Genomic DNA, 19,984 nt, shown 5'->3' with positions numbered 1-19,984 from the left:
TACCAGTTTTCTGCTCAGGTGTATTTTTATTTTTTAGACAAATTCAAGGCTTTTTGAACAGACTCTATTAAATCATTAAATCTTTTTGTGACACATTTTTTTCAAAACTGCAGCAAGCTCTGCCCAATTTAAGCAGAGCTTTGCAGTGATTTGAATTATTTGTTCCGCTGCGGGTTTTTGATGGTGGCTTGGGCAGCCGCCAATCTGGCTATTGGCACACGGAACGGAGAACAGGACACGTAATTCAACCCCGTCTTGTAACAGAATTCAATGGAACTTTTCTCCCCGCCGTGCTCTCCGCAGATCCCAAGTTTCAAATCCGGTTTCACACCGCGCCCCAGGCGTTCCGACATCTCGATCAATTTTCCTACACCGCTTTGATCCAACACAGCGAACGGATTATCGGGGAGTATTTTGTGATGAACATACTGATGCAGGAATTTTCCTTCCGCGTCATCTCGCGAAAACCCGAATGTCGTTTGGGTTAAATCGTTCGTTCCGAATGAGAAGAAATCAGCCTCGGTCGCAATCTCATCCGCGGTCAGAGCAGCCCGCGGAATTTCAATCATCGTTCCAATTTTGAAATCGAACGAACTTCCCGTTTCTTCCATTACCTGGGTAGCTTTTTCAACTACCAATTCACGCATAATCCGCAATTCGTTAACGTGACCCACTAACGGAATCATAACCTCCGGACGGGCATCGATCCCTTTTTCGCGCAGTGTGGCGGTTGCTTTAAAAATTGCAACTACCTGCATTGCATAGATCTCCGGGAACGTCATGCCCAATCGGCATCCCCGGTGTCCCAGCATCGGATTGAATTCATGCAGGGCACGAACTTTCCGCAAAAGGTTTTCTTTTTCCCGGATTAACTCCGGATCACTGTTCTCCTGCATCCGAAGCTTGGTTATCTCAACCAACAGCTCCTCAAGGTTCGGCAGAAACTCATGCAAAGGAGGATCCAGCAAGCGAATCGTGACCGGCAGTCCCTCCATGGCGCTCAGAATTCCTTCGAAATCTGCTTGCTGCATAGGCAGAAGCTTATCGAGCGCAATTTGGCGTTCTTGATCCGTTTCCGCGAGAATCATTTCCTGCACAATGGGAACTCTGTCCACCGCCATAAACATATGTTCCGTACGACAGAGTCCAATACCCTCTGCACCAAACTCACGAGCTTTTAAAGAATCTTCCGGGTTATCCGCGTTGGCCCGAACTTCAATTTTGCGAATTTCGTCAGCCCAATCCAGCAGCTGTTTAAATTCGCTCGAAAGTATGGGATCGATCAAGGGGACCTGACCGAGCAGAACCCTGCCGGTACCGCCGTCAATCGAAATCCAGTCTCCCTCTTTAACCAGATATTCGTCGATGGTGAACTGCTTGGCACGCAGATCGATCCGCAACGATTCACAACCGCAAATACAAGGTTTTCCCATACCGCGTGCAACAACCGCAGCATGTGAGGTCATTCCGCCTCTTGAAGTGACGATTCCCTGTGCCGCCACCATTCCGTGAATATCTTCCGGAGTGGTTTCCGGCCGAACCAAAATCACCTTTTTCCCCTCATTCGCCAGCTTGTCGGCAAGATCCGCATCGAATACCACTTGTCCGGAAGCTGCCCCGGGAGACGCAGGAAGACCTTTTGCGATCACATTCATCTTCGCTGCCGGATCGATTCGACGGTGCAGCAGCTGGTCCAATCCGTCCGGATCGACACGCAGAATCGCTTCTTCCTTCGTTATTACTCCTTCATGGACGAGATCCACGGCGATTTTTACGGCTGCATGAGCGGTTCGCTTGCCGTTTCTGGTCTGCAGCATGTAGAGTTTGCCCCGTTCAACGGTAAACTCAATGTCCTGCATGTCTCTATAATGGGATTCCAAACGGGTCGAAATTTCTTTAAACTGTTCAAAGATTTCTGGCATTACGTTTTGCAGAGCCGCAATTGGCTGCGGGGTCCGAATTCCGGCCACCACATCCTCACCCTGTGCATTGATCAGAAACTCTCCATACAACACTTTCTCTCCAGTCGACGGGTTTCGGGTGAACGCCACCCCGGTGCCTGAATCATCGCCCATGTTTCCGAATACCATCATCTGAACGTTGACTGCTGTTCCAAGATCGTCAGGAATCTTATTAATGCGGCGATAAACGAACGCACGCTGGTTGTTCCAAGAGAGGAACACTGCGCGAATCGCCCGGTCTAACTGAACCAAGGGATCCTCCGGAAAATCGGCTTTGGTTTCTTTGCGAACCAGTTCTTTGAAGCGAACAATCGCTTCCTGCCAGTCTTCTGCTGTTAAATCCGGGTCTTGTTTGACGCCTCTCGCTTCTTTTATATGATCCAGAATATGTTCGAATTGATAGTGGTCCACACCGAGCACGACATTGCTGAACATCTGAATAAAACGGCGGTAGCAATCGTAAGCAAAGCGCGGATTGCCGGTTAACTCCGCCAAGCCTTTTACCGTCTCGTCATTCAACCCCAGATTGAGAATCGTGTCCATCATCCCCGGCATGGAAAAAACGGCACCGGATCGAACCGATACCAGCAAAGGATTTGCGGGATCACCCAGCTTCTTGCCGACTCTTTTTTCCAATTCAGCCAGAGCTGTGTCAATCTGCTGTTGAATATCGGCAGTGATGGTTTGACCTGCATTATAGAAAGCCGTACAGGCTTCCGTAGAAATGGTGAACCCCGGGGGGACCGGTAATCCTGCACGGGTCATCTCCGCGAGGTTGGCCCCTTTTCCACCGAGTATCTCCTTCATATCCGCACGGCCTTCATCGAACAAGTAAACAAATTTTTTCGCCATTTATGCCCTTCCTCCCCCGCGTTTCACAATATCGAGCACGATGCTCGCAGTCTCTTCCACAGCCTTGTTGGAAACATTAATCACCGGACATCCAATTCTGCGCATCAGCTTCTCGGCATAATCCAGTTCTTGCAAGATGCGGTCCAGGTTTGCATAGTTGGCTTGCGCTTTTAACCCTAGCGATTTGAGGCGTTCTTGCCGAATCAGATTTAATTCATTTGGTGAGATTGTTAACCCGACAATCTTTTTTGGCGAGATTTGAAACAGTTCTTCCGGCGGTTCCACTTCCGGCACAAGCGGAACGTTGGCGCATTTAAGCCGCTTATGCGCTAGATACATCGAAAGAGGAGTTTTCGAAGTACGGGAAACTCCGATCAGAACAAGATCGGCCCTCAGGAGACCGCGCGGATCCTTGCCATCATCATATTTGACCGCAAATTCAATCGCTTCCACCCGACGGAAATAATCATCATCCATTTGGTGGAGCAATCCAGGACGGCGTTTCGGTTCCATTTCAAGCACGTTCTCAAACGCTTCCAACATCGGTCCCATTATATCGACCAGATACACACCCTCCCGCGAAGCCTCTGCTATGATGAATTCGCGCAATTGAGGCAGCACCAGTGTGAATGCGACGAATCCGCCGACTTCTTTGGCTGCTTGAATCACTTCTTTAATCGGTTCCGTATCATCAACATAAGAAACGCGGCGGATTTCCACTCTTCCGCCATTAAACTGACTCGCGGCAGCCCGAACCACAAACTCGGCTGTTTCCCCCACGGAGTCCGAAACTACATACACGATCGGAAATTGTTCCTTCACTCTCTGTACCTCCAAAATGACTAGATCTCCCGGTTGGTGCCGAGCTCAACGAAAATTTTTGTTACAGTTGTTTTGGTGAAGCGCCCAGTAACTTCATACTGCTTTCGTTCCGCATCGATCACTTTGACTACCGGCAAAGAATCAATCGCGTTGTCCACTAACTTTCTCGCAGCATCGTACACCGTATCTTCTCCCGTCACCGTTATCACATTCGGCATTCTTGTCATGACAAGAGAAACGGGTACAGAGTGGGTTTCCTGTTTCCCGATAGCCACTTTCAATAAATCTTTGCGGGAAATGACTCCAACGAGGATCCCATGTTCCTTAACCACAGAAAGATTCCCAACGTCCTCCACAAACATGGTTACAATGGCATCATAAACGGTGGCCGTATCGGAAATAACCACAGGAACAGCCTTATGATCTTTCACCAGCATTTTGCGGAGCTGTTCGCCGAAAATTTCACTGGTCTTCTTTCCTGCGTAGAAATAACCAACCCGCGGCCGGGCTTCCAAAAAGCCTGCCATGGTCAAGATGGCCAAATCCGGACGCAAGGTTGCCCTTGTCAGGTTTAACTTTTCTGCGATTTGTTCCCCGGTTATCGGACCTTCCACTCGTACAATTTCCAAAATTTGCTGCTGTCTGGCTGAGAGTTCGATGTCCGAACACCACCTTCTAAAAATGCGTTACCTAAATGTGTCATACTTTTTATACCGAAACCCTATATAGTATATACTATATCATCACGTCATTTTCTGCTAGACCTAAATAGGGGAAAAAATAGAATTATGTTAAAAATTGCCGTATAAAATGAAAAAGCGCGCAAGGATATCCGCATGCGCGCGTTCAGGTCATTTTACCAATCGGATCTTTCCTTCATCCGTATAGAGAATCTTCATGGGTCTCGATAAAGCATAGGGATGCTCCACATCGGAATGGGGGCAATCCGCTCCTTGTATTCCTCACTATACCATTGCTCTTTTACGGCAAATATCATGTACCATTTTCCGTTATGTTTATGCAGGAACGGGACTTCCATATCTGTAAATGTGTGGGGCGATACCGCCGGAGGAAGAACTTCCCAATGCAAAAGATCCTTGGATTTCGCTCTCGCAATGCAGCCTCTGGCCTTTGGATCCCCAGCTTTATCACGGGCTGTAATAAAAGCGTAATAGATATCTTCCTCTTCATCGTAAACAATGTAGGGATCTCGCCAGCCCTCGTGTTTGTTATGCGCTTCCGCAGCGCTTTCGTAATAGCGGTAATCGGCTGTCAAAACAGGATTTCCCTGATATTTTTCCCATTGATGCAAGTCTTTTGATGTAGCGACTCCAATCCGTTGCGTGTGACCTACATAACCTCCTTCCGCTACATCCTGTTTGGACCTTGCCGTATAAAACATATAGTAGGTGTCATCTTTTTTAACTGTACATCCTGTCCAAATGGACACACTGTCCCAGGCCTTGTCGTCTTCACTTGCGGTGAGTACTGTTCCTTTCTCCTGCCAATGAATCAGATCCTTTGAAACAGCATGACCGACACTGGAGTTGCGATGTCTTGTGTGCGGATCAGGGTGCAGCGGAGCCTGCAGATAGAAAAGATGATATTCCCCATTTTCTTCATATACCCAGAAATCCCATAAAAACTTTCCTTTTGGCTGATAAGGGATACCGCTCAATTTGCCCCCTCCTTTTCCAAAATTCTCTTGACTTCTTCCAATGTCGGCAACGCGGTCATAGCTCCTTTTTTTGAAGCAGCCAGGCCTCCGGAGACACTTGCAAAGCGAACCATCTCTTGGATATCCTGAACTGTCATTTGATCTAACCTTTTATCCGTATCATTCAAGCAATAGAGAATAGCTGAAACAAACGCATCGCCTGCCCCGGTCGTATCGACCGTTTCAACTTTCATGGCAGGAACTTTTCCCGATTCCCGATGAAACCTGTAGATGCTTCCAGCCCCGCCCATCGTTACAAAGATTAAAGGAATGTTGTATCGCTCCAATTCATCAAGTCCGGCTTCAATATCTGTCTCACCGGTTAGGAAAGTCAACTCTTCATCAGAGATTTTTAGAACATCTGCTGCCGGAAGCATGGAGAGAATGGTTTGCTTTGCCAGTTCTTCACTTTCCCATAAGCCAAGGCGTAGATTTGGATCATAGGAAATCAACATTCCTGCTGCTTTCGCCGCTTTCACCGCTTTTCGGGTTGCGCTTGCGGACGGTTCCCCAATCAGGGAAATGGATCCGAAGTGCAGAATTTTGTTCTCCGCAAAAAGTGTTTCGACGATATCGTCTTCCTCCAGGTAACGGTCTGCGCTGGGATCAATGTAAAAACTGAAATGCCGTTCACCGGTTGGATCAAGGGTAACGAATACGACACCCGTTCGGGCATCATCTGTAAAGGTCATATGTCTTACATCTACTTGATTTTCTTCCATTGTGCGCCTCAGAAAAGACCCCAGAACATCATTTCCGACTTTCCCCAAAAATGCGGACTTGGCACCGAGTCTCGCCAGGCCGACTGCAACATTGGCAGGGGCACCACCCGGACTTTTTTGATAGGTGGTATTCCCCGGGTCCAAAGGAATAAAATCGATCAGCGCCTCACCCAAACTGATAACGCCTTTCATGACAATCAGCTCCTATCGACGAAATTGGGGGCGAGGCCGCCCCCGTCCCGTGTTTATTCATCTTTGAACTTCAAGAACCAGGTAACAACAAATGCAGATACCGCTGCAATCGCAAAACCAATCAAGTAGTTTGCCAGGTTGGATAAACCTAACGGGGCAACGATTGCAATCATCGGGATGCCTGTCAATCCGTAAGCGTTGGCTACTACGTTCGTGAGTACAACATAGGCTCCGCCGAGCGCTCCACCAATTGCAGCTCCGATAAACGGCTTGACCAATTTCAGGTTGATTCCGAAGATCACCGGTTCGGTAATGCCCAGGAACGCGGAAAATGCAGCAGGGATCGCGATTTCCTTGAGCTTCTTGTTTTTCTTTTTGAAAAATACCGCCAAACCGGCTCCGCCTTGAGCCACGTTGGCCATTGACCAAATGGGCAGCAGGAAGTTAACGCCGATTTTTGGATCGGCCAGCAGCCCCGCCTCAATCGCGTGAAAGCTGTGATGCAACCCTGTGATCACAATCGAAGAATACAAGCCGCCAAAGAGCAAACCGGCTATAAAGCCGCCGTACTGGTACACAAAATCCAGAGTGCCCGTAATCAGGCCCCCCACAATTGTACCAAGCGGGCCAATCGCCAGAAGTGAGACAAAACCGGTAAACATGACTGTGATAAAAGGTATAACGAGGAGATCCAAAGAGTTAGGCACCACTTTTCTCAGACCTTTTTCGATCTTGCTCATCGCATATACCGACAATAGGATCGGGATCACTGTACCCTGATAGCCGATCAGCAGGACTAAACCCAAGAACATTCATATACTCCGGAGTTTTGCTCCCGAGCACCCAAGGATTTAAAAGCGCAGGATGGGTTAAAATTCCCCCGATAACCGCTCCCAAAAACGGATTGCTGCCAAATTCCCTAGCGGCACTGAACCCGATCAGGATCGGCAAAATAATAAATGCTGCATTTGAGAACATATCCAACATTTTATACCAGGCACTGTCCGGCGCCACCCAATGGAAAGCTTTCATCATACCGAGAAGCCCCATTAACAAACCGCTGGCGACGATAGCGGGAATAATCGGTACGAATATGTTGGATAATGACTTCGCCAATCTGGCCACAGGATTCATCTTCGCTTTTACGGCCTCAGCGTGCTCAACAGCGTTCGTTTCAGTAATTCCGCTTGCTTCCACGAGCGCCCGGTATACTTTGTTTACCACACCGGTTCCCAAGATAATCTGGAGCTGCCCTGCACTTGTAAACACACCTTTTATGCTGTCCATTTGCTCAATGGATGATTTTTCCACTCTCGTCTCGTCCTTCATAACCAGACGCAATCGAGTGGCGCAATGAGTTACACTGATAATATTGTCTTTGCCCCCTAACAGCGGCAACAGTTGAATGGCAATATCTCTTGGTTGCATAAGAATCCCTCTTTTCCGTGTAATCGTTGTTTGCGAAACAAAAAGACCCAAAACGTGCAAGGGAACAATTTAAGTCGAATCGTCCTGACACATTTTAGGTCTTGCCTGGTCGAACCAGTCACAATCCCACCATATGATGTCTTTCAAGCGCTTTCATTCATTCGTCATGATACCGTTTGATTTGCTTGCAACCCTTTGGATGTGCAAAGCGATATAAGCCAACTCCATTTCCGGAACACTATAACCATATTCCTCTTGCAGATATCGGCCAATCTTTTCGGCACATGCAAAAGATTTTTGGAACCTTTCCCGAATCACGTGCAACATTTCGGGGTCAAACTCATGGCTAGGTTCACTCGCCTCGAACCGCCGAAAAGCATAATGCAAATGTGTAACTAAACGTTGATAAGAAATACTTTCCTCTTCAATCGAGATATTCAACTGGTTCTGAATCAGATCAATTACTTCCCGTATCGTAGTGGTTAAGTCTAACGTTTTCGTCAAATCGCCCGCATTCATTTTTGCCGTATGAATATGGAGGGCGATATATCCTGCTTCATCGTCAGGGATTTCGATGTCCAATCTTTCTTTAATCAACTTTTTTGCCCACAATGCAATTTCAAATTCCTTGCGATACAACGCCTTGATTTCATTCAGCAATTTATTTTGAATGCTTATCCCCTTTTTCAACCTTTCGATCGCAAACGACAAGTGGTCCGTAAGAGCAACGTGAATATGATCATTCAATTCCGTACCTAACTGTTTTTCCGCATAGGTGATAATTTCTTCAGCCACCCCAATATGCTGTTCGGGTAAAGTGGCGAGTATCTCTTTGAATTTTTGATACTCCGAAGTATCCTTCATAACAAAGACTTTTTCAGTCTTAGATTGATCCACAGGATCATTCTTTTTTTCTGAAAAGCAATTCCTAACCCCAGGACAATCTTTTCTCTATCTCTGTCCTGCACTACTAAGGCATTATTATTTAAGATCTTTTTAATTTTCATGCAGATACCCCTTCCACTAACGGCATCCGTTCCAACTTTGGAGACAGGAGAGGTGTTTCAGCATTGGTAGCCTGTGCAAAGAATTCTTTTTCCATTCTCGATCATTCCAACACCCCCTTTTTTCAGCACGACAAAAAAGCATGAGCAAAATCAGCAACGGCCAAACCGCTAACTGTTTTTGCTCATGCCTGATCGAATCAGTAACAACGCAAAAGTGAAACAGTTTATCAAACTATTAGCATAGATGATACAATTTTGGAATCAATTTTGCAAGATCTTTTTCAATTCCTCCCGAATCTCCTCATTCGTATCCAACTCAAGCATATGGGTTGTCAATTTTCTGCAGTCCTCACGATTTAACCGTGAAATCTCACGCTTTATCTTATTGACAGAACCGGCATCCATACTCCATTCATCCAGTCCCAATCCAATGAGGAGAGGAGCAGCCAATGGATCTCCTGCCATTCCGCCGCACATCCCGACCCATTTTCCTTCTTTATGGGCTTCTTCAATGACCGTCTTGATCAACCGGATGACCGACGGATGGAAATAATCATACAAATGGGCTACCTTTTCGTTCATCCGATCTACAGCCACGGTATATTGGACCAAATCATTGGTTCCGATACTGAAGAAATCCACTTCCTTAGCGAATCGATCGGCAAGCAGCGCGGCCGAAGGGACTTCAATCATGATCCCGACTTCGATCGATGAATCAAAAGAAACTCCTTCCCGCTCAAGTTCTTCGCGGACTTCATCAAAAATTGACTTTGCCTGGCGCCATTCCTGCAAATTCGAGATCATCGGGAACATAACCTTCAGATTCCCATGGACACTCGCCCGTAGGATAGCGCGAAGCTGTGTTTTCAGTATCGGCAACTGATCGAGGCAGAGCCGGATTGCTCTGTATCCCAAGAAAGGGTTCATTTCCTCGGGCAAAGACAAATAAGGCAAATCCTTGTCCCCGCCGATGTCCAACGTACGGATTACGACAGGGCGCTCCCCCATAGTTACAGCAACTTCTTTATAAGCCTGGTACTGTTCTTCCTCATCGGGTATGGCAGTCGCATTCATAAAAAGGAATTCCGTTCTGTACAAACCTATTCCTTCTGCACCTTCCTCCAGTGCGGTCACTGCCTCTTTTGGGGTACCAATATTGGCCGCGATCTCCACTTGAAAGCCATCCTGAGTAACTGCCGGTTTCAAGGCGAACTCTTGCAGCAGTTCCTTCTGTTCTTGTTCCAACCCCATTTTTTTGCGATACTGTTCGATTGTGCCTGCATCCGGATCGACAATACATTCCCCTGTAGTTCCGTCGATGATAATTTGCTGTTCGTTGAGGATATGATCCAGGTTCTCTGCAACACCCACAATCGCAGGAATTCCCAAAGATCTCGCTAAAATGGCGGTATGTGAAGTCTTGCCACCCTTGCGTGTTACAAAACCGAGAATAAACTGTTTGTCCAATTGAACTGTATCTGAAGGAGTCAAGTCATCAGCAACCAGAATGACTTCTTCCCGGATTTCCGAAAGCTGCAAGCCTTTCTCATCTCTCAAATTGGATAACAGGCGTCCGCCCAAATCACGAACGTCTGCTGCTCTCTCCCGCAAATACTCGGAATCCATTGACTCAAAGACAGCACTGATTTGTTCCACGATTTGCGTTACAGCTTTTTCAGCGGAATACTGTTGGTTGACAACCAATTTCTCAATTTCGGGATAAAAAGTCGGGTCTTCCAGCATACTTTGTTGGCCGGCCAGGATGACCGCTTTTTCCTCACCCAAGGTTTTCTTGGTCCGTTCAATCAAACCGTTTAGCTCTTGGCGACTTTTTTCTTTGGCTATTGCGAGTCGTTCCTGCTCTGCTTTGCTTTCTTCTTTGGTTACGTATTCTTTAAAAGATTCCACTTTTGAAGAATAGGGAGTATACAATAATGCTTTCCCAATGCGAATCCCTTCCGATACACCGATTCCCACGAATTTGATTTCAGACATCACTCTTCACCAAACTTGCTTTCCACCAAATCTGCCAACGCATCGAGGGCTTCTTCTTCATCGGTTCCACTGGCTTCAATTGTAATTTTTGAGCCCTTCGCAAGACCCAGGGTCATCAATCCCAGAATACTTTTCCCGTCCACTTTCAGTCCTTTTTCGGTGATAACTTGAATATTCGAAGCAAACTTACTTGCATTCTGTACGAACAATTGTGCAGGTCGAACATGAAAGCCCTGTTCATTCTGAATCGAAAGTTCTTTTGACACCATTGCGAGTTCCCCCCAGCTTTAAAGAGTTTCCAAGATGCGAAATACGTCTTCTACGGAAGTTGCTTCAAACAGCTCATTTCGAAAATCTTCATGAATCAGTTTTCTGGAGATAGCTACCAGAATTTGCAGATGTTCATTTCCAACGTTTTCTTCCGGTACAGCGATAAGAAACACGACAGACACCGGATTTCCGTCCAACGATTTCCAGTCTACCGGTTTTGCCAATTTTGCAAAGGCAACACCCGGCTGAGCGACTCCTTTGGACTTGCCATGAGGAATCGCTACTCCGAACCCCACACCGGTTGAGCCTGTTTTTTCACGGTTTACTACTGCTTCCACATACGTGTCCGGTTCAGTAACAAATCCCGCTTTGGCCAAAGTTTCAGCCATGGTTTGAATGCATTCTTCCTTACTTTGAACATCCAAAGACATAAGAACGGTTTCCGGCTTGATGAGAGCGGTTAGTTGCAAAACAATTCCTCCCAGATTATGATTTGTTTTCTTTGACTTTTGAAGAAGATAAGGAATGAGGACAACCTCATTCCTTATTGCTCCTTAACGGTTAGTTAGCCTCAAAGAGGTATTACTTATTCTTCTTTAACACGCTTACCAGCAAAGCTGTGACCACGGTTCCAATTACGATCGCAAGTGCATACAGCGCAAGATGGCCAACCGCGTTGGGAATCGGGAGCACGAAAATCCCGCCATGCGGAGCTCGCAGGGTAGCGCCAAACAGCATGGATAAAGCGCCCGTTACTGCAGAGCCGACCATAATCGAAGGGATCACACGAATCGGATCGGCTGCAGCAAATGGAATCGCACCTTCCGTGATGAAGGAGATCCCCAGAACACCCGCCGCCTTACCGGCTTCACGCTCTTCAACCGTAAACTTATTACGGGCAATCAAGGTAGCCAGCCAAAGTCCAAGAGGAGGAGTCATTCCAGCCGCCATGACGGCCGCCATCGGTTCAAAAACGTTGCTTCCCAACAACCCGACAGCAAACGTATAAGCCGCTTTATTTACCGGTCCCCCCATATCAAAGGCCATCATAGCCCCTAACAGCAGGCCAAGAAATACAGCATTCGAAGAACTAAGTCCTTTTAACCATTCAGTAAGTCCATCCATAATCCCTTTTACAGGAGTACCAATCACATAAGTCATAAGAAGGCCGACTGCAAGAGTGGACAGCAACGGAATGATTAGAATAGGTGTAAGACCTTCGAAATTCTTCGGTAGCTTGATCGTACTGCGAAGCCATTTTGCAATATATCCTGCCAAGAAACCGGCGATAATTCCTCCAAGGAAACCGGCACCGATTTTGGAAGCCAGCATGCCTCCTACCAGCCCCGGAGCCAACCCCGGTTTATCCGCAATCGAGTAAGCAATAAACCCGGCTAAAACCGGAACCATTAGGGCAAAAGCGGCACCGCCCCCAATGTCCATCAATGCAGCAGCCAACGTCCCTTTTTCTTTGAATGCCTCAATCCCAAAAATAAATGAGAGGGCGATAATCAGACCACCGGCTACCACCAGGGGAAGCATGAAAGAAACACCATTCATCAGATGTTTATAAACCCCTGTTCGTTGAGCACTTCTCTCCTGCTTTGTTTTTTCCACCTGGTTTACAAAATCCTGAGCAGAGGCTTGTTTGGATAAAGCTTCTTCAATTAATCGGCCGGGATCTTTGATCGCCTCCCCGACAGAAGCTTTCACTACCGGTTTTCCTGCGAAACGACCTTCATTCACATCGGTATCTGCTGCGATGATAATGGCGTGTGCTTCTGCTATTTCCTGCTCAGTCAGTTCGTTTTCGACTCCCATTGCTCCACGGGTCTCCACCTTCAAGTCGACGTTTTTTTCCTTTGCTGTTTTTTGCAAAGCTTCAGCCGACATGTAAGTGTGAGCGATTCCAGTGGGACATGCTGTTACAGCCAATAACTTTTTCACAGTCATTCTCCTTTCTGACCCCCAAAAATTTAAAATAAGTTCTTATAATATACTTGCATGCACTCTGGATACGCATTGCTGGACCTCTGGGAGAGTGCACACTTGGGTCCCTGATTTGGAAGCGGTTACCGTTCCGGCCGTTGTAGCCCAAACGGCTGTATCTTTCAGCGTTTTTCCGTTAAGCAGCGAATAAACAAGGGCGGCTACCATTGAATCGCCTGCTCCTACAGTGCTCTTCGGGGTGATAGGAAATGAATACACACGAAAAGTCTCGTGTTGATCCATCACAATCGAGCCTTCACTCCCCATCGAAACCAGTACTAGAGAAACTCCGGTTTTGAGCAGCTGCTTACCCGCCGAAACAACTTCCGATTCCGTTTTCAACTCATGTCCTACCCATTGTTCCAGCTCAAAACGGTTCGGTTTTATCGCATAGGGTTTTCCTTCGATTCCTTCCTGAAAAGGAACCCCATCCGCATCCAAGATTGTTTTGACACCCAGCCCGTTCGCCATTTGAATATACTCCCGATAAATATCCTCCGGCACTCCCGGAGGCAAACTTCCACCTACTACCAAAACGGATGTATGGTGGAGCAGCTCGAGGAGTTTCTGTCGGTAGATCTGCAAATCCTCGTGATTTACCGAAAAGCCCGGCTCATTAATTTCTGTAGTGATTTTGGAATCTTCATCGTAGATTTTTAAATTGGTACGAGTTTCACCATTAATCTCCAAAAAGCCGGTTTGAATCTGTTGTTCCTCTAACTGTTTGAGCAGAAAACGGCCTTGTGAACCCGCAACTAATCCTGTGGCAATGACATCAACACCAAATTGGTTGAGTACCTTTGCCACGTTGATCCCTTTTCCTCCAGGATCAAGACGCATTTGTTGGACTCGATTTAAGCCCCCAATTTGCATGCCGTGTATCGTAACGGTTTTATCCAAGGCAGGATTTAAGGTGACTGTTACTACCGATGAATTCAAACCTGATTTCCCTCCTAAGGATTCACAGTGTATACGTCCACTCCCAGTTTCTCCAACTGATTGATGACGCTTACAGGCATCGCGTTGTCGCTGATGCATTTATCAATCTCTTGTACTTCAGCAACCTTTGCGAATGCCACTTTTCCCACTTTGCTATGATCCGCCAGAAGAAATACCGTCTTGGCGGACTGAATCATCTTTCGTTTGGTGGCTGCCTCCAGCAGATTTGGGGTGGTTAAGCCCTCTGTTATGTCCAACCCATTGATGGCCACAAACGCTTTGTCCACTCGAATCATGTTCAATGCTTGTTCCGCCAGGGGGCCCACAAGTGCCAGAGTTTCTCTCCGTAAGGTTCCGCCAATCATCATTACTTCAATTCCCGGAACACCTTCAAGCTCGTGCGCGATCATGATTGAATTGGTCACCATCGTTAACCGGGTAAGCGGTTTCAACTCTTTCGCCAAATGAAGAGTGGTTGTGCCCGAATCGAGAAGAATCGTATCGCCTTCTTCGATAAATTCAATCGCCTTTCTTGCAATCGCTTGCTTTTCTTTTAGAAACTTGTCTTCCTTCTCCACAAACGTGGGCTCGAAATTCACACTTTGTAAAGAAACGGCACCGCCATGCGTTCTTCGCAACAGCTTCGCTTCTTCCAATTCTTTCAAATCACGGCGTATTGTAGCCTCTGAGACCTCAAAAGACTGACATAGTTCCTGCACAGAAGCTCTCGAGTGCTGTTGAACGTATTCAAGAATTTTAATCTTTCGTTCTTCGCCATATAACATAGGGATCCCTCATATTGAAGAGTAGGTTGATCAACTCTGATCAAGAAACGATCGTTTATGATTATTTATGATCGATTTTGATTATAGTTGATATTATTTAAAAATTCAATGGGCAATTTTTGCAAAAGAAAAACCGGGGTCAAATGGCCCGGTTCGATATGCATCCCTAATTCCTGTCGTGCTATTTAAAACTTCACTTTCTCCAACAAGTAATCTTTCAATTCGCTGATCGGCATCCGCACCTGCTCCATCGAATCCCGCTCCCTAACCGTAACCTGACCGTCGGTTTGGGAATCGAAGTCATAGGTGATGCAGAAAGGTGTGCCGATTTCATCCTGGCGCCGGTACCGTTTCCCGATCGACCCGGATTCGTCAAAGTCGCAGTTGAATTCCGCCGACAGAATTTCATAAATCTTGATCGCGTCATCCGACAGTTTCTTGGAAAGCGGCAGAATTGCTGCTTTGACAGGAGCAAGGGCGGGATGGAAGCGAAGAACCGTCCGCTTATCCCCCTCACCGAGATCTTCTTCCTCGTAGGCATCTATCAGGAATGCCAAAGTGACCCGGTCTGCTCCCAACGAAGGTTCAATGCAATACGGAACGTATTTCTCGTTTGTTTCCGGATCCAAGTAATGGAAATCTTCACCGGAGTGTTCCATATGACGTTTCAGGTCAAAATCGGTCCGATCAGCAATTCCCCACAATTCCCCCCAACCAAACGGAAACTTGTACTCAATGTCAGTTGTCGCGTTGCTGTAATGGGACAGCTCTTCTGTAGTGTGATCACGCAATCTGATGTTTTGCTCTGTCATCCCAAGGCCGAGCAGCCAGCTGTAACAGAATTCACGCCAGTACTCAAACCACTTAAGGTCTTCTCCTGGCTTGCAGAAGAATTCAAGTTCCATCTGTTCGAATTCACGAGTCCGGAACGTGAAGTTACCAGGCGTGATTTCATTCCGGAAGCTTTTTCCGATCTGCGCAATTCCGAATGGCACTTTCTTTCTCATGGTGCGCTGCACGTTTTTGAAATTGACGAAAATTCCCTGGGCAGTCTCCGGACGCAAGAAAATTTCGTTGGCAGAAGATTCGGTTACGCCCTGGAAAGTTTTAAACATCAGGTTGAATTGACGAATCTCTGTAAAATCTTTCGCTCCGCAATCCGGACAAGCAATATCGTGCTCTTGGATCAAACGTGCCATCTGATCGAACGACAAGCCATCGACAATCAGCTCAATCCCTTTTTCAGCAAGCGCTCCCTCAATCAATTTGTCCGCACGGTGACGGGCTTTGCAATTTTTGCAGTCGATCATCGGGTCGTTAAAGTTCCCCACGTGCCCGGAAGCTACCCACGTTTGCGGGTTCATCAAGATTGCGGAATCGAGTCCCACATTGTACGGAGATTCCTGGATAAACTTTTTCCACCAAGCTTTTTTCACATTGTTCTTTAATTCTACGCCGAGCGGGCCATAATCCCAAGTGTTTGCCAAACCTCCGTAAATTTCAGAACCTGGAAAGATAAAGCCTCGATGCTTCGCCAATGCGACGATTTGATCCATAGTAACTCTTTGTTCACTCATTGATCCCACTCTCCAAAGTAAAAATAATAAAAACTCCCGTCCCGCATCCGAAAATGCAAGGGACGAGAGTTGGTCTCCCGCGGTTCCACCCTGATTGGCGTTCAGAACGCCCACCTTAGTTTGAAAAAGGCTCCAGACCGCCCTTCATGAACCGTCCATACCGGGCTCACACCATCCCCGGCTCGCTTGTATGGCAATCATTCACTACTCCTGTCCTTCACAGCCTGTATATGCAACTGTTGGCAAAAATCATAACAAAGGATGCATGCAAAGTCAATTCCTAAAGACCGTATCGATTCAATTGATCGAGAAATTGCCTCGATTTAAGATAAATTCCGCCCTGTTCCTCAAGATACTGGCGAAGAATTTTATCCAGCTGGTGTTTCACATCCTCACCAATGCTTATATTCCCCAACCTTGCGGGATCAATTATTTGAAACAGCCGCATCAGTTTTAACGCAGCCGGTTTTAACCGGACAGCATAGGGATCGGAATCATGACACTGTTGACAAAGCGGTCCGCCCTGCCGAATTGAAAATCGGATCACACTGTCGATTGATTTTCCGCAAAAGCTGCACTGCTCCAAGTTGGGTTGAATACCTGCAGCATACAGCATCTTCGTCTCGAAGATCCTTAACAGAACATCCGGATCTTTTCCCTCTGCCAGGTAGTGCAGCATATGTAAAAGAAACTGAAACGCACCGGGATACGGGATGCGTTCTTCCAGCACGCGATCCGTGAGTTCCGTCATACAAGCCGCATAGGTTGATAAAAAAATATCTTCCCTGATTGGACGAAACGGGTTGATCACATCCGCATGGGAAACGGAAAACATACCGGAATTCCCGCCAAATAACAACCAGTGTCCGTGAACAAACGGTTGTGAAACGGAGACCAAGCGGGATTGCGGTTTGTTGGCTCCTTTGGCGAGAACGGCTATTTTTCCATATTTAGCTGTCAATACGGTGACAATCTTGTTCGTTTCCCCGTAATCTATCGCCCGAAGTACAATACCTTCCGTCTTGTCCAAAGGCTGGATTCCTCATTTCTTCTCAATCTTCCGGAGATTGTATTCGGGATCCGTCACGGAAACTCCTTTACTCCTCTTCTGTAAAATCTTCCTCACTTCGACCGGCTGAGACTTCCTGCAAACCGTTAGCCTCGGATTCCTTGTACAAAAGATAAGCATCGATCTCACCTGTAGCACAAAAATAGCGCCACAAAAAGTCTCGCATCAAGCTCATCCTTTCTGTTTGCGAATCCCCACCAGTTTTGTATGGGGGTCCCCATACGAGAGTTGAGAGCTTTCGCCCTTCGGGTACCCGTCAAAGAAGTGTGACCTTGACGGTTTCGTATCGAGTGTAAGGTTAGATTCTACGGAAGCTGTCTGCTCTATACTATGGAATACTTACCAGTAACGACAACAGGCTCTATTCTGTGTCGGAAAACCCGAAATTACGCAGCATTATCTCCTTATTTCGCCAATCTTCTTTTACTTTCACCCAAAGTTCCAGATACGCTTTGGACCCCAATAGATTTTCAATATCGACCCTTGCACGTTTGCCGATTTCTTTTAACATATCGCCGTTCTTCCCTATCAGGATGCCTTTTTGCGAATTCCGTTCCGTATAGATGACCGCGTTTATATAAAGCATGTCCTTGTCTTCCCGATATTGCATCTGTTCGATCTCCACCGCTACGGAATGAGGCACTTCCTCACGCGTCAGATGAAGAACTTTTTCACGAATCAACTCGGCAACCACAAATCGCTCAGGGTGGTCAGATACCTGGTCTTCCGGATAGTATTGCGGTCCTTCCTGCAGGTTGTCAAAGATCAATTTGCGCAGCAGGTCGACATTCTCGCCTTTTAATGCAGAGATCGGCATGATCTCTTTAAACGGATACTCATCCTTATAGATGGCAATGATCTCGAGCAACTGCTCCTGACGGATTGCGTCAATTTTATTGATCAAGAGGAACACGGGAGTAGAAATCTGGCGCAACTGCTCAATTACGTATTGATCTCCAGGCCCCTTTTTTTCGGTTGCGTCCACCAACATGCACACCAAATCCACTTCCCGCAATGTAGTTATAGCGGTACGCACCATATAGTCCCCAAGCTTATGATGAGGTTTATGTATACCCGGTGTATCAAGAAAAATGGCTTGTCCCTCTTCCGTCGTCAGGACTCCTTGAATCCGGTTGCGAGTAGTCTGCGGCTTATTGGACATAATGGCCAGTTTTTGACCGATCACACGGTTCAGCAGGGTCGATTTTCCGACATTTGGCCGGCCTACAAAGGCTATAAAACCCGACTTAAATTTCGTTTTCACCATGAAGATCCCCCTTCGAGAACGAAAATGGCAGAAGTTCGCCCACAGTTGTTTCCTTACTTTGTCCATTTAGATTGCTAAGAATTACTTTGGTACCCGGAGAACAGAATTCTGCCATAACTTGTCTGCACATCCCGCAGGGTGAAACCGGGCCTGCCGTATCCGCAACTACCGCAATCATCCGAATATCGGATTTCCCTTCTGATATCAGCTTAAAAATGGCTGTCCGCTCGGCACAATTGGTCAAACCGTACGAGGCATTTTCAATATTGCAGCCGGTCACTATTGTACCGTCTCCCGTTAAAATCGCAGCGCCGACAGGAAAATTCGAGTAAGGCACATAGGCGTTTTTACGCGCTTGTTTCGCCTGTTCCAACAACTTTTCGCCGTTCAACCTGTTCATCCCCTTTCCCGGTTCACCGAAGAGCGCATTGCCAAAGAACGAACGATAAAATACAGCAGGATTACCGGACCTAACAATAAAAAGTACCATTCAATCGTAAAAGACGACATCGGTCTCATTTGCAACGGCCACAGTTTATCGTGAAACACAAGCAATCCCACTATGATGGCATGAAGTGCGGTCAAAAGCACCGCGGCGGCAGCCGTATCCTTCGCAATCTTGGCCAGCCGGTGATACTCATCCGTAACCAGGTCCACCAAAGATTCAATTGCAGTATTTACAAGTTCGGCAGCAATCACCATGACGATCGCAAAAAACACGAGAATGATCTCCAGCCTGGATACATCAAGTATCAAGCAGAAGATCATTACAAGAAAAGCCAAAACAAAATGAATTTGCATGTTTCGTTGTGTCACCAGTGTATAAGTGATGCCTTCCGAAGCATACTTCAAGCTCTTCAAGAATCCTTGCAACCAAAGCATCCCATCACCCTCTTGTCAGGCCGATGTTGGCAAGGATTGCATCCTGCCTTCCAAACATGTCCTTCTCATCTTCCTCCGTCATATGATCATACCCAATCAGGTGAAGAAAACCGTGAACAGCCAAAAAAGCCAATTCCCTTTCAATGCTGTGGCCGTATTCTTCCGCTTGACGAATCGCGGTCGGCACGGATATCACAATGTCCCCCAACGGTTCCACATCCTCACCGTCTTCCTCTTCGAACACAATGTCGGGTTCTTCATCATATGATTCCTGCAGGGCAAACGACAGTACATCCGTAGGTACATCCTTGTTGCGATAAGTCCGATTCAACTCTTGAATGGTTTCATCATCAACCAGCGAGACCACCACTTCACCGGCGTCGATTTGCTCGTAACCCGCTGCAGCTTGTACCGCTTTTGCAAGGAGGTCCTCCACATCAAAGGAAAATTCGATATTCAACTCATTGAGAACTTCCACGATTACCTGGGTATCTTGTGTTTCCAATCTCT

At 46.9% G+C, this 19,984-nt stretch carries 18 protein-coding genes, 2 pseudogenes and 1 other annotated feature; all 20 genes and pseudogenes read right to left on the bottom strand.

Features of this window, described 5'->3' with window-relative positions:
• Nucleotides 1-155 precede the first annotated feature (155 nt).
• On the bottom strand, nucleotides 156-2,813 hold the full coding sequence (gene ppdK, locus ACFO8Q_RS11405; protein ID WP_380025894.1) for a pyruvate, phosphate dikinase: 2,658 nt from the start codon (nucleotides 2,811-2,813) through the stop codon (nucleotides 156-158).
• Nucleotides 2,814-3,635, bottom strand: a complete 822-nt coding sequence (locus ACFO8Q_RS11400) for a pyruvate, water dikinase regulatory protein (protein WP_380025893.1) — start codon at nucleotides 3,633-3,635, stop codon at nucleotides 2,814-2,816. It lies immediately after the preceding gene.
• A gap of 20 nt (nucleotides 3,636-3,655) precedes the next feature.
• A complete protein-coding gene (locus tag ACFO8Q_RS11395) occupies nucleotides 3,656-4,318 on the bottom strand; it encodes a helix-turn-helix transcriptional regulator (RefSeq protein ID WP_380025900.1) in 663 nt (220 codons plus the stop codon).
• 212 nt (nucleotides 4,319-4,530) lie between these two features.
• Nucleotides 4,531-5,313, bottom strand: a complete 783-nt coding sequence (locus ACFO8Q_RS11390) for a glycoside hydrolase family protein (RefSeq protein WP_380025892.1) — start codon at nucleotides 5,311-5,313, stop codon at nucleotides 4,531-4,533.
• Complete coding sequence (locus ACFO8Q_RS11385) at nucleotides 5,310-6,266, bottom strand: aminoimidazole riboside kinase (RefSeq protein WP_380025891.1); 957 nt, start codon at nucleotides 6,264-6,266, stop codon at nucleotides 5,310-5,312. The genes ACFO8Q_RS11390 and ACFO8Q_RS11385 overlap by 4 nt, the downstream gene beginning before the upstream one ends.
• Before the next feature lie 53 nt (nucleotides 6,267-6,319).
• Nucleotides 6,320-7,694 (bottom strand): annotated as a pseudogene (locus tag ACFO8Q_RS11380) (sucrose-specific PTS transporter subunit IIBC).
• Nucleotides 7,695-7,847: 153 nt separating this feature from the next.
• A pseudogene (locus ACFO8Q_RS11375) lies at nucleotides 7,848-8,701 on the bottom strand (PRD domain-containing protein).
• A gap of 261 nt (nucleotides 8,702-8,962) precedes the next feature.
• The gene (ptsP, locus tag ACFO8Q_RS11370) at nucleotides 8,963-10,696 is read right to left on the bottom strand and encodes a phosphoenolpyruvate--protein phosphotransferase (protein WP_380025890.1); all 1,734 of its coding nucleotides are present in this window, start codon (nucleotides 10,694-10,696) and stop codon (nucleotides 8,963-8,965) included.
• Nucleotides 10,696-10,965, bottom strand: coding sequence for an HPr family phosphocarrier protein (locus tag ACFO8Q_RS11365; protein WP_380025889.1), 270 nt, complete (start codon nucleotides 10,963-10,965; stop codon nucleotides 10,696-10,698). Before ACFO8Q_RS11365 ends, ptsP begins: the two co-directional genes overlap by 1 nt.
• A gap of 18 nt (nucleotides 10,966-10,983) precedes the next feature.
• Nucleotides 10,984-11,436 carry a PTS sugar transporter subunit IIA gene (locus tag ACFO8Q_RS11360; RefSeq protein ID WP_380025888.1) on the bottom strand — a complete coding sequence of 151 codons (453 nt, stop codon included), beginning with the start codon at nucleotides 11,434-11,436 and terminating at the stop codon, nucleotides 10,984-10,986.
• A 112-nt stretch (nucleotides 11,437-11,548) separates the two neighbouring features.
• Nucleotides 11,549-12,913 (bottom strand): PTS fructose transporter subunit IIC, encoded by a 1,365-nt coding sequence (locus tag ACFO8Q_RS11355; RefSeq protein WP_380025887.1) that lies wholly within the window; start codon nucleotides 12,911-12,913, stop codon nucleotides 11,549-11,551.
• A 42-nt stretch (nucleotides 12,914-12,955) separates the two neighbouring features.
• Nucleotides 12,956-13,894 carry a 1-phosphofructokinase gene (pfkB, locus tag ACFO8Q_RS11350; protein ID WP_380025886.1) on the bottom strand — a complete coding sequence of 313 codons (939 nt, stop codon included), beginning with the start codon at nucleotides 13,892-13,894 and terminating at the stop codon, nucleotides 12,956-12,958.
• 14 nt (nucleotides 13,895-13,908) lie between these two features.
• Nucleotides 13,909-14,679, bottom strand: coding sequence for a DeoR/GlpR family DNA-binding transcription regulator (locus ACFO8Q_RS11345; protein ID WP_380025885.1), 771 nt, complete (start codon nucleotides 14,677-14,679; stop codon nucleotides 13,909-13,911).
• 185 nt (nucleotides 14,680-14,864) lie between these two features.
• Complete coding sequence (locus ACFO8Q_RS11340; protein WP_380025899.1) at nucleotides 14,865-16,235, bottom strand: glycine--tRNA ligase; 1,371 nt, start codon at nucleotides 16,233-16,235, stop codon at nucleotides 14,865-14,867.
• A gap of 76 nt (nucleotides 16,236-16,311) precedes the next feature.
• Nucleotides 16,312-16,486, bottom strand: a binding site (T-box leader).
• A gap of 50 nt (nucleotides 16,487-16,536) precedes the next feature.
• Nucleotides 16,537-17,286, bottom strand: coding sequence for a DNA repair protein RecO (gene recO, locus ACFO8Q_RS11335; RefSeq protein ID WP_380025884.1), 750 nt, complete (start codon nucleotides 17,284-17,286; stop codon nucleotides 16,537-16,539).
• A gap of 67 nt (nucleotides 17,287-17,353) precedes the next feature.
• Nucleotides 17,354-17,491 carry a YqzL family protein gene (locus ACFO8Q_RS11330; RefSeq protein ID WP_380025883.1) on the bottom strand — a complete coding sequence of 46 codons (138 nt, stop codon included), beginning with the start codon at nucleotides 17,489-17,491 and terminating at the stop codon, nucleotides 17,354-17,356.
• Nucleotides 17,492-17,686: 195 nt separating this feature from the next.
• Nucleotides 17,687-18,592 carry a GTPase Era gene (gene era, locus ACFO8Q_RS11325; protein WP_380025882.1) on the bottom strand — a complete coding sequence of 302 codons (906 nt, stop codon included), beginning with the start codon at nucleotides 18,590-18,592 and terminating at the stop codon, nucleotides 17,687-17,689.
• On the bottom strand, nucleotides 18,573-18,983 hold the full coding sequence (locus tag ACFO8Q_RS11320) for a cytidine deaminase (RefSeq protein WP_380025881.1): 411 nt from the start codon (nucleotides 18,981-18,983) through the stop codon (nucleotides 18,573-18,575). Before ACFO8Q_RS11320 ends, era begins: the two co-directional genes overlap by 20 nt.
• A gap of 5 nt (nucleotides 18,984-18,988) precedes the next feature.
• Nucleotides 18,989-19,474, bottom strand: coding sequence for a diacylglycerol kinase family protein (locus ACFO8Q_RS11315; RefSeq protein ID WP_380025880.1), 486 nt, complete (start codon nucleotides 19,472-19,474; stop codon nucleotides 18,989-18,991).
• Nucleotides 19,475-19,478: 4 nt separating this feature from the next.
• Entirely contained in the window at nucleotides 19,479-19,979 is a 501-nt protein-coding gene (gene ybeY / locus ACFO8Q_RS11310) for an rRNA maturation RNase YbeY (protein ID WP_380025879.1), read from the bottom strand.
• Nucleotides 19,980-19,984 lie beyond the last annotated feature (5 nt).

Origin of the sequence: Effusibacillus consociatus (assembly GCF_042652925.1) — a bacterium.
Classification (GTDB): Bacteria; Bacillota; Bacilli; order Tumebacillales; family Effusibacillaceae; genus Effusibacillus; species Effusibacillus consociatus.
The sequence above is the reverse complement of the archived record's forward strand: the minus strand, read 5'-3'. Positions and strand labels throughout refer to the sequence as shown.